This is a genomic window from Candidatus Binatus sp., assembly GCF_036567905.1.
In the GTDB taxonomy this organism is placed as follows: Bacteria; Desulfobacterota; Binatia; order Binatales; family Binataceae; genus Binatus.
In genome coordinates, this window is record NZ_DATCTO010000012.1 from 114,065 (window position 1) to 124,766 (window position 10,702).

7 protein-coding genes are annotated in these 10,702 nt (G+C 61.5%); 1 reads left to right on the forward strand and 6 read right to left on the reverse strand.

The window, feature by feature from the left end:
- Positions 1-25: 25 nt before the first annotated feature.
- The 5 genes from VIO10_RS01900 to mnmG all read right to left on the reverse strand — a co-directional run bounded on the left by VIO10_RS01900 (position 26) and on the right by mnmG (position 7,952).
- Positions 26-2,443, reverse strand: coding sequence for a hypothetical protein (locus VIO10_RS01900; protein ID WP_331958474.1), 2,418 nt, complete (start codon positions 2,441-2,443; stop codon positions 26-28).
- Between the two features lie 353 nt (positions 2,444-2,796).
- The gene (locus VIO10_RS01905) at positions 2,797-3,738 is read right to left on the reverse strand and encodes a ParB/RepB/Spo0J family partition protein (protein ID WP_331958477.1); all 942 of its coding nucleotides are present in this window, start codon (positions 3,736-3,738) and stop codon (positions 2,797-2,799) included.
- Positions 3,739-4,058: 320 nt separating this feature from the next.
- Positions 4,059-4,847, reverse strand: coding sequence for a ParA family protein (locus VIO10_RS01910; RefSeq protein WP_331958480.1), 789 nt, complete (start codon positions 4,845-4,847; stop codon positions 4,059-4,061).
- A 350-nt stretch (positions 4,848-5,197) separates the two neighbouring features.
- Positions 5,198-5,962 (reverse strand): 16S rRNA (guanine(527)-N(7))-methyltransferase RsmG, encoded by a 765-nt coding sequence (gene rsmG / locus VIO10_RS01915; protein WP_331958483.1) that lies wholly within the window; start codon positions 5,960-5,962, stop codon positions 5,198-5,200.
- A gap of 85 nt (positions 5,963-6,047) precedes the next feature.
- On the reverse strand, positions 6,048-7,952 hold the full coding sequence (gene mnmG, locus VIO10_RS01920; protein ID WP_331958486.1) for a tRNA uridine-5-carboxymethylaminomethyl(34) synthesis enzyme MnmG: 1,905 nt from the start codon (positions 7,950-7,952) through the stop codon (positions 6,048-6,050).
- Between the two features lie 697 nt (positions 7,953-8,649).
- Here mnmG and VIO10_RS01925 point away from each other — a divergent pair.
- Positions 8,650-9,054, forward strand: a complete 405-nt coding sequence (locus VIO10_RS01925) for a hypothetical protein (RefSeq protein ID WP_331958489.1) — start codon at positions 8,650-8,652, stop codon at positions 9,052-9,054.
- Positions 9,055-9,094: 40 nt separating this feature from the next.
- Here VIO10_RS01925 and mnmE read toward each other — a convergent pair whose 3' ends face one another.
- Positions 9,095-10,489, reverse strand: coding sequence for a tRNA uridine-5-carboxymethylaminomethyl(34) synthesis GTPase MnmE (mnmE, locus tag VIO10_RS01930; protein WP_331958492.1), 1,395 nt, complete (start codon positions 10,487-10,489; stop codon positions 9,095-9,097).
- Positions 10,490-10,702: the final 213 nt, after the last annotated feature.

The window sequence follows — 10,702 nt, forward strand, 5'->3', positions numbered from 1 at the left end:
GAAGGTGACCGAGAGCGACGCGACCTCAGGGAGTAGAAATTTCGTATACATGAGCCCCATAAGGATCAAATGTATCGGTGAAGCTACTGCCGGAAAGGGTTACGCTGCGGGACTCATTATAGACATTGACCAAGCTGGGAGCTTGGCTCCAGGTGAAAGCGGCGGTGGTAGTGGCATTGGTGTAGTTGGAGGCGATGAGGTAACCCTTGCCGTTCGCATATTTGACCCTGGTACGGATGCCGGAGTTTGAATTGCCGGCCAATAAATCGTTCCTGTCGACGGAAGACAGGGCCGGCTGCAGCGAGTCAAGCTCCGTGATCACGGCCTGGAGATTGTCGAAGTTGTCTGTCTTGGCCTGGCACCACGTAGGATTGGCGACAGCAGCACTGCTGGTTGGCGAGTGGTATGCATCAATGCCACTGCAAATAGTGGCCAACGCATTGTTGCCCATGCTCCAATACATCACGCCGTTAGACCCTTCGGCAATGCCCATATATGACATGTCCCGCAACTCGGTTCGGGTAGGCCAGCGGCCCTTATACGTGTCCTGGAAAAACTGGATAACCGTAACAATAGGCCGGGAGCTTCGCATCGTGGCTTTGACGGCAGCGGTAGCATCAGCTACCTCGTACAATGGGTATCCGCCAACTGGCTCGGTGCTATAGAGGGGATACACGTCCGTAGCTACGACATCCAGAACATCCCGCCAATAGTACATCCTGTTTTGGGTATCACCCCCGGTGCCCCAATTAATACCATCTGGCTTAAAGCTCTTGAATCTGTTGGCTCTGATTAAAGACGGCGCTGCTAGAGCAGGTGCGCATTCATCCATAATATACGTTCCTCCCAGATGACTTATTCCAGCCAAGGCCGAAAGGTATGCGTCGTCGGTGTCGGCCGGGTAAGCCGCCGGAGAAAGATTGGCAGAGAAGCAGTTATTGCTATGACTATAATAAATGCCGTGAGCCCGCAAAGCGGTCACTAACGCTCGCACGGAACGCGGCGATGCGCCCCAATACCATTCATTCAAGTAAAAATTAATAGGCAATTCATACAAGCGGTCAGTGGTGATTAAATAATTATCCCAGTCGGAAACATTGCCATTCGCATTGATGTTTGCATCGTAGCTCGCGTCATACACGCCGAGCAAAAACTTGGATTGGCCGTTAAAAAGAATCTGGTTTTCGTCATTCACTGAAATAGCCATGCTGGCGCGGCGAGTGGGGCCAGCGACTTTGAAAACGCGATAGGGCGGATACTCGTAAACCGCGCTGCCATCGGTTGCCCGCACCAACTGAAATCTGACTAGGTACGTTCTGCCGTGAACCAAATCGCTGCCATCCAGCGCGGCTGTGAAGTCCACTGCTGAAGAAAACACTTGATGGAGCACGACATTTTGATTGGTTTCATCGATGACGCTCGCATCCACGCTCCAATCGGAAAGTACGGTGCCCGCGGGAGGATTGACCTGTACGTCAAAGCTCATGGTTTGGGACTGGTCGTCAAACAAATAACCGCGGTAGTTGGGATAGCGCATAAAGGCGCTTATGGCTGGCGGGAGCTCTTCATGAACCTCGAGGTCGTCGAACCAGGCAGTCCCGTCCGGCTCGCCATACGCCTGAAGCAAAAGCCTGGCGGTGGTAGCCCCCGTGATAGGAATCGTAGCAACTTCAACCTGTTGCCAATCGCTGGTGCCTTTCAGGATGCCACTGCAAGCGGAGCCTAGGGAAGAATTTAAACAAATGCGCACGCCAGCGCCTTTCGTGGCAGCCATATTATTCAATTTTATCCAGCCGCTGAACCGGTACGCACCCGCGCCTACGGGAATCTTTTGGTTGAAAGCATCGGAGATCGGCGTGAGGTTGGCATTATCGAGGCGCAAACTGTTGGTACCGGAATGGGAAACGGTGGAGTCAATGCTAAAACCCGGCGTGCCCCACGTACCGCCAGTCCAGCCTATGGGCTTCCCGCCGGTACCCAGTTGTTCGAAACCAGGATTGGTTAAAAGGTTTGGTCCGAGCGAAACCGCGGGGTACCAGAGAAGCCCCCCGGCTACCAAGCCTTTCACGGAAGCAGGAGGCGCGGTTGGCGTCGCGGTCGCTGTCGGCGTTGCCGCGCCGGTTGGCGTGGCCGTTGCGGTCGATGTCGCCGTAGCCGTCGCGGTCGGCGTAAGCGTCACTTTGGCCAACGTCGAACCGCGGCCGTTCGTAATTGTGAACTCGCTGGAGTCAGCGCCATTGAGTTGAATAGTCAGTCCGGTAACCGGCTGATCGGTGACGCCGAAGACCAGATTGCCGAACGCGACGATGGCGGGAGCGACCGTCAGTCCTGCCGCCGAAGCGGGCGCCGGATAGGCTGCGCTCGTGGCGAGCAGCATCACCAATGCCGCCGCGAGGGCATTCGCTCTGTACGAAACTATCTCGCCGTAACGCGCCTGAGACATTCGCCACCCACGACGAAGCGAAATCAGCGGTCGCTACACTCTCACTTGAATTATAGCGCGTCAAGTACAATTAAAGCTGAAGCGTAAACTGCGAGTTGTGCTTGAGGTCGCCCGATGCTCGTCGCCGCCGGCAGGGGCCGCTCCCGTGCAATCATCACCCTCACCCGCGCCGCAGGCGCGGCCGTGTGTCGGTGACACCTTCCGCAACAAAGCGGACGAGGCAGGGCCCCTCGACTTCGCTCAGGATGACACAAAAAACAGACACCACTCGCACATCCTCCCCTTAACCAGTTCTAACAGGGACGAAGTCCCGCATCTGTTCTTAACCCTGGGTGCAGGGGTCACCCCCTGCCCTATGCGCGCAATGAGGCCCGCGAATTCCCCAGCAGCATCTCGGCGACCGCGGTCAGATCGTTATCGTCGTAGTAATCGATTTCGATCCTTCCCGGACTTCGCCCGCGCCGCTTGAAAATTCTGACCTTGCGCTTGAGCGCGCGTTGCAGGCCCTCGGCCAGCGCGTTCAGATTGGCATCGGCCGCGGATCGCGCGGCTGCCGTTTTCGACGTGCGGGGGCGATGCGCCGTGGCCATCTCTTCGGCGCCGCGCGCCGAAATTCCGACCGCCGCGATCCGCCGCGCCGCCGACAGCTGCGCGTCGGGCGATTCGATCGCCAGCAGCGGCCGCGCCTGCCCCGCGCTGAGCTCCCCCTTGGCGATCATGTTCAGGATTGGCTGCGGCAGTTCCAGCAATCGAATCGTGTTGCCGACGTAAGGGCGGCTCTTGCCGACGCGCGCCGCGATTTCGTCGTGGGTCAGCGCGAAATGCTCGACCAGCCGGAAAAACGCGAGCCCTTCTTCGACCGCGTTCAGATCCTCGCGCACGATATTCTCGACCAGCGACATCTCCAGCGCCGCGCGATCGTCAAGCTCCCGCACCACCACCGGAACCGCTTCCAGACCCGCCGCGCGCGCCGCACGCAGCCGCCGCTCGCCCGCGATCAGCTCGTAGCGCGGCCCCTCGATTTCCCCCGCCGCCGATTCGCCGGCGATCCGCCGCACGATCAGCGGCTCGATAATTCCCTGGCTCTGGATCGCGCGCGTAAGTTCGGCCAGCCGCTCCTTGTCGAAATTTATCCGCGGCTGAAACGGACCCGCCGTGATACTCGCGACCGGCGCCAGCTTGAATTGCGCTCCGCCGCCGCCGCTGTCATTCGCGTTGTCCGCGCCAGTTTCAATTCCCGCCGCCGCCGTGCCGATCAGCGCATCGAGCCCGCGTCCCAATGGTTTCCGCATCATTCTCTTCGTCCTTTGTTATTCGCGATCGTGATCGCTTCCAGATTCCTCTCGGCGCCGCATCCGGAGTCCCTCGGCTCCGCTCGAGATGACACAAAGAGCGGACACCGCTTGTGTCATTCTGAGCCGTTGCGGCGAAGAATCTCGACGGACACTCCGGCGTCCGGCGTCGGCGGACACGCGCTTACGCGCGCGAGTTCCTTCGCTTCGCTCAGGACGACACAAAAAACAGATACCACTCGCACATCTTCCCCTTAACCAGTTCTAACAGGGACGACGTCCCGCATCTTTGTTTTAATACTGGGTGCAGGGGTCACCCCTGCTCACCCCTGCTCAGCCCTGCCCCTGCCGATAATTTCCGCGGCCAGCGCGCGATAGCCTTCGGCGCCGGCCGACTTCGACTCGTATTCGAGCACGGACAGTCCATGACTGGGGCTTTCCGACATCCGCACGCTGCGTGGAATCACGCTGCGAAAAACTTTCTCCGGAAAATGCTTTCTGACTTCCGCCGAGATCTCGTGACTGAGGCGATTTCGCGTGTCGAACATCGTCAGCACCAGGCCCTCGAGTTCGAGTCCCGGTCTCAGCGCCGCCTTGACCTTGTTGATAGTGCCGAGCAACGCGCTCAATCCCTCGAGCGCGTAGTATTCGCACTGCATCGGCACCAGCACCGAATCCGCCGCGACCAATGCGTTGAGCGTGAGAATTCCAAGCGAAGGCGGCGTGTCTATTAGAACATAGTTATATTGTTCGCGCAGCGGCTCCAGGAGCGCTCGCAAGCGCCGCTCGCGACCCTCCATCGTCACCAGCTCGATCTCGGCGCCCACCAGGTCGTCGCCCGCCGGCGCCAGCGACAGCGTCGGGCGCACCTGGCGCAGGATTTCCGCCATCGCCAAGCCGCCGACCAGCGCCTGGTAGATAGTCTTGCCCCCGCCGCGCGCCGCGCTCACATCCTCGGCCGTGCTGATACCGGAGGTGGCGTTGCCCTGCGGATCGAGGTCGATCAGCAGGACGCGCCGACCCGTGTCAGCCAGCGCAACCGCTAGGTTGATCGCAGTCGTGGTCTTGCCGACGCCGCCTTTCTGATTGGCTATTGCGATTACCCGCCCCACGGCCTGCCCCCTGCACCCTCGCAAAGAAGAAGAACTAGATCCGAACCGCGCTAACGTTTCACGTGAAACATCGAGCTCGCAAATAATTAAATCCCCGCGTTCGCGCAAAATCAAATCGCGCGATCACATTCGCGCAAGCACTTGAATTAACGAGGTTTTTTAGATCGAATGTTTCACGTGAAACGTGCAGGGGTGACCCCTGCACTCAGTGTTAAGGCCGCCCGCCGTTGTCGCGCGCGGGCTCTTCCATCGCGTAGTCGCGAAAAGATGCGCTGCGCAGATTTTCGCGTCTTCTCAATGCGGGTGCAGGGGCCGCAGCCCCTGCCGCGCGCCGCGCAGGCGATTAAGTTTTATTCCTGACTCGGGTGTAGGCGCTGGCCCCTGCACCAGGTCGCGACGACGCGGTTCATCATCTGGCGGCCGTGGCGCAAATCGTATCCGGCCACGGACGGATCGACCAGTCCGGCGCTTGCAGCCGCGCCCGCATTTTCGATGTCGTCGAACTTCTGCTCGGCGCTGGCGTAGAGCATCAGCACGCCACCCGGATGCAAGGCGCGGCCGGCAAGCTCGAAAATCCCGCGAGGGTTTCCGACGGCGCGGGCGGTGACCAGGTCGAAGCCGTCGCGAACGTCGAGCGACTCGGCGCGCGCGCATTGGACCCGAACGTTGCCCAGCCCCATCTCGATTGCGGCCTCGCTCAGAAATGTCGCCCGCTTGCGGCGCGCCTCGACCAGCGTCACCTGCGCGTTAATCGCGGCGGCAATCACCAGTCCCGGGAAGCCGGCGCCGCTGCCGATATCCAGAAAGCGGCGCTCGCGATCGAGCCGAGCGTTGAGCCGCAGGATCTTCGAGCTGACCGCAATCGAGACCGGGATGATACTGTCGAAGACGTGGAACACGATCTCGTCGGGGTCGCTGGGATGCGCCGTCAGATTGATCTTCGGACCCCACAGCGCGAGCGTCGCGGCCATCCGCTCGATTCGGTCCAGGAACTCGGAGTTCTTGGACGTTACCCCGAGTGCCGAGATTGCGGGGGCGAGTTGAGCGCGCACCTCCGCGCCGATCTCATCGGGACTAGCGGCTTTTCGCTTGGTTTTTCTGGCAGAATGTTTCACGTGAAACGTCCATATCCAACGATATTTGCCGCGATTTTATTAGATTATTTGTGAAAACGTTTCACGTGAAACGTTCTGACGCCGCTCAGATCGCCCGCGCGTTGCGGTCGCGCCGACTCTTGATATGGACGGCCAGGATCGAGATTGCCGCAGGCGTTATTCCGGGCATCCGGGCCGCCTGCCCCAGCGAGCGCGGCCGCACGGCAGACAACCGCTCCGAAACCTCGGTCGAAAGACCCATCACGCCCTTGAAATCCACCCAGTCCGGTATCGCGGTCTCCTCGAGGCGCGAAAAACGCTCGACCGTATCCGCCTGCCGGCGCACGTAGCCCTCGTATTTGATCTCGGTCTCCAGCTCGGCAGCTTCGTCGAGGTTCAGTCCCGAATCGACGCCGCTCATCTTCAGCAGGGTGTCGTAGCCGATTTCGGGACGCTTGAGCAGCTCGATCGCGCGCACCGGCTGCGCGATTGGCGTCGAGCCCGACGCCGCAATCGCCGCGTTGACCTCGTCGGTGGCGGGTATCAGCACCGACTTGAGGCGTTCGATCTCGCGGCGCACGGCCTCGGTCTTGGCGCGAACGCGCGCGCCGGCCGACGCGTCGAGCAATCCCAGGCGCTCGCCCAGAGGCGACAGCCGGCGGTCGGCATTATCTTCGCGCAGCAGCAATCGATACTCGGCGCGCGAGGTGAACATCCGGTACGGCTCGCCGCCGATCCCGCGCGTGACCAGGTCGTCGATCATCACGCCGATATAGGCCTGGTCGCGGCGCAGGATGAGCGCCGGCTCGCCGCGGAGCTTAAGCGCGGCGTTGATTCCCGCGATCAACCCCTGCGCGCCCGCCTCTTCATAGCCGGTCGTGCCGTTGATCTGGCCGGCGAAGTAGAGCCCGCGCACAAGTTTCGTTTCCAGTGAAGGTGTCAATTGAGTGGGGTCTGAAAAATCGTACTCGATCGCGTAGCCGGGCCGCATTATTTCCGCCCGCTCGAGTCCGCCTATCGATCGGACCATCGCGAGCTGCACGTCGAGCGGCAGGCTGGTGGACAGGCCGTTGGGATAAACCTCGACCGTGTCGCGGCCCTCGGGCTCGAGGAAAATCTGGTGGCGCTCCTTGTCGCGGAAGCGCATCACCTTGTCCTCGACCGACGGGCAGTAGCGCGGTCCCTTGCTCTGGATCACCCCGGAGTATATCGGCGAGCGGTCGATGCCGCCGCGGATTATTTCGTGGGTGCGCGAGTTGGTAAACGTCAGATGGCAGGGAACCTGGGCCTGCGCGATCCGCCCGGTGCGGAACGAGAACGGCGGCGGCGGCTCGTCGCCCGGCTGGATCTCCAAGGCGGAGTAATCGATCGTGCGCGCGTCCAGGCGCGGGCAGGTGCCGGTCTTGAGGCGGCCGACTCGAAAGCCCAAATCCGCCAGATGGTCGCTTAGACCCATCGCGGCGAAATCGCCGGCGCGGCCCGCCGAATAATTCTTGAGCCCAATATGGACCAGGCCCTTCAGGAACGTGCCGGTCGTGAGAATCACGGCGGGCGCTTCGAAGACCTCGCCAACCTGCGACTCGACGCCGCGCACCGCGCCGTCCGCGACGATCAAGCGCTCGACGCTCGCCTGCCGCACCTGCAAGTTGGCGGTTCGCTCGAGCACCCGCTTGCTGCGCGCGCGATAGGCGGCCTTGTCGGCCTGCGCGCGGCGCGCGCGAACGGCGGGTCCCTTGCGCGTGTTGAGGAAGCGAAACTGAATTCCCGTCTCGTCGATCGCCACACCCATCTCGCCGCCGAGCGCGTCGATCTCGCGGACCAGATGGCCCTTGCCGATACCGCCGATCGCGGGGTTGCATGACATCTGGCCGATATGATCGAGGTTGAGCGTGAGCATCAGGGTGCTCGCACCCATCCTGGCCGCGGCGAGCGCGGCTTCGATACCGGCATGGCCGGCGCCGACGATGATGACGTCGTAGTTCATTTGCGAGTCAGCGATTATGGCCCGCATGCGCGCCTCGCGCAAAGCGCCGCGCTCGCGCACGGTACATCTAGAAGTAGTAAAATATTACAATTAGAAGAATCACCTGCGCGGTGGGCGGCAGGGGCTGCCGCCCTTGCACCCGCAGTGAGAAGACGCTAAAATCTGCGCAGCGCATCTTTTCGCGACTACGCGATGGAAGAACCGCGGGGAGCGCGGTTTCTTAATACTGGGTGCAGGGCTCAGCCCTGCCGCGCGCGACCCCTGCCGCGGGCGGAGGCCTGTTAGAACTTTTTTTTTGAGTCATCCTGAGCGCCGCGAAGGAACTCGCGCGCGCCAGCGCGTGTCTGGCTGACGCCGGACGCCGGAGTGTTCGTTGTCCGGCGAGATTCTTCGCCGCAGCGGCTCAGAATGACACGAGGGTCGTCAACTTTTTGTGTCATCCCGAGCGTAGCCGAGGGACCCCGGATCTTTTTCTTCGCCGTGTGAATGATTGAACGCATGTACCCGGCGCTGCCCAAGCTTGGACTATTCGCCCGTGGGCGGCGTGAAGGATGGAGTGCTTGTGGCAATCAGGCCTCCGCAAACCAAGCTCGAACTTCGCATTTGAAATACGCTCGGTGTCGGTGCTAATCCGATTCACGATTGAGAATGGAAAATTCCGGCCAAAATGAAGTTCCCGCTTACTATGGCCGCCGATTCGTTTCGGCATTGGGGGAGAGAACAAATGATAATCGAAGAGGCTAATACCAAGGCGAGTACTCGCCGTTTAATTGCGAGCGCCCTGGTGTTGCTGGCGCTAATCGCCTCGAACGGATCATCCGCGCTCGCGGCAGGGCCCAAGGCCAAACAGCGCACCATTCCAGTGACGATCAATAAGGGCCAGAACTACACCATAAGTGACGTAAAGGAAGGTGCGGCCCCCGGCCTGAAGGTGGTCAACAATCCCAATGCGCTCGTGGTGCAAAATGCCCCCGGTCGGATCGAATTGGTGGGCGCCGATGCCAGCAGTTGGAAAATCAACGTGACGCTCGCTACGGGAGAAGAAGTTACCTATGTGGTGACCGTGAAGGCCGATGCGCCACCTCAAGGTTCTCTCGTTCCAGACGCGGTGCCGACCGTCATTCCATAATTTTATTGACTCCTCACGCAACGCCCGAGCCTGACATCCTTCATTTGCCGATGCAGAAGTCGCGGAAGATGGCGTCTAAGACGTCCTCGGTGCTGACTTCGCCGGTGATCGAGCCGAGCGCGGCCGCCGCGGCCATTATGTCAACCGCGACGATCTCCGGCGGCATCAGCGAGAGCGCGGAGCTGCGGGCGTTCTTGAGCGCTTCTAGAGCCATCGAGAGCGCGTCGCGATGCCGCTCGCGGGAGATTGTCAGTTGCGCGCTGGAGGATGGCACAGATGGAGCGACCAGCGCCGCGATTGCTTTGGTCAGCTCGGCGCGCAGAGCGGCGGCTTCATCGAGGTTGATCGCGGAGAACGGCAGGATCGGAAGGACGAGCCCGCGCGCGCGAAGATCGCCGGGGGCGATCGCGGCGGGCAGATCGCGCTTGTTGAGAAGGGCGATTCCCGGGCGGCCGGCCGTCAGCCGAATCACGTCGAGATCCGCGGACTCGAGCAGCCGCGACGAATCGAACATCGCGATCAGCAGGTCCGCGTCGCGCGCCGAGCGCATCGTGCGCTCGATTCCGATTCGCTCTACGTCATCGGTCCAAGCGCGCACGCCCGCGGTGTCATTGAGCACCAGCGCGTAGGGGCCGAGCTGGACCGAGTCCTCGATCACGTCGCGAGTAGTGCCGGCGATCGCTGTGACGATTGCGCGATCAGCGCCCAGCAATAGATTTAGAAGGCTCGACTTGCCGGCGTTGGGCTTGCCGACGATGGTGGCGCGCACCCCGTCGCGGATCAGGAGGCCGCGCGCAAAGCTGTCGTGCAAAACGGCAACGTCGGCGATGAGGCGCTCGATTTCGGTTTCGTTGCCGACCTCGCGCCTTGACGGGAGGCTGATGTCCTCGTCGGAGAAATCGATCTCGACTTCGAGATGCGCGCGAATCGCGACGACCTGGGCGCGAAGCTCGGCGACGCGCGCGGAAAGTGCGCCCGACAGTTGATCGAGCGCTATCGCCAGTGCGGACTGGCTGCGCGCGGCGACAATATCGGCGACCGCCTCGGCCTCGGCGAGATCGATGCGGCCGTTCAAAAACGCGCGGCGGGTGAATTCGCCCGGTTCCGCCAGGCGCGCTCCAGAAGTTATCGCGAGCGCCACGATGCGGCGGACAACGAATGGACCGCCGTGGCATTGGATTTCCGCTACGTCCTCGCCGGTGAGGCTGGCAGGATGGGGCATCGCGACCGCGAGCGCGCGATCGATCCGTGCGCCGGTTGCGGGATCGACGACATCGCCCAAGCGCATCATTCGCGCCGTGAGTTCGGCGCAATGCACAGGGCGGAAGATCGAGTCGAGAATTTCGAATGCGCGCGGGCCCGACAGGCGGACGATCGCAACGGCGCCTATTCCCGGCGCAGTGGCAGGCGCTACGATCGTGTCGGCAGCGTACATGGTAGTTAGAAACGGAACTTAATTATATGCGGAACCCACCGTGGGTTCCGCACCTCCTTGGGCAGGGCTGAGCCCTGCACCGCAGTGGGAAGACGTGAAAATCTGCGCAGCGCATCTTTTCACGACCACGCGATGGCAGGAGTGAGCACGGGCCGTGCCCACGGGCAGGGGCTGAGCCCTGCACCCAGTGAAAAAGTAACGAATCGAAAAATC

Bases quoted from the DNA above. Each gene is read 5' to 3' on its own strand.
- VIO10_RS01900 (WP_331958474.1), bottom strand. From the start codon at position 2,443: ATGTCTCAGGCGCGTTACGGCGAGATAGTTTCGTACAGAGCGAATGCC.
- VIO10_RS01905 (WP_331958477.1), bottom strand. From the start codon at position 3,738: ATGATGCGGAAACCATTGGGACGCGGGCTCGATGCGCTGATCGGCACG.
- mnmG (WP_331958486.1), bottom strand. From the start codon at position 7,952: ATGCGGGCCATAATCGCTGACTCGCAAATGAACTACGACGTCATCATC.
- VIO10_RS01925 (WP_331958489.1), top strand. From the start codon at position 8,650: ATGATAATCGAAGAGGCTAATACCAAGGCGAGTACTCGCCGTTTAATT.
- mnmE (WP_331958492.1), bottom strand. From the start codon at position 10,489: ATGTACGCTGCCGACACGATCGTAGCGCCTGCCACTGCGCCGGGAATA.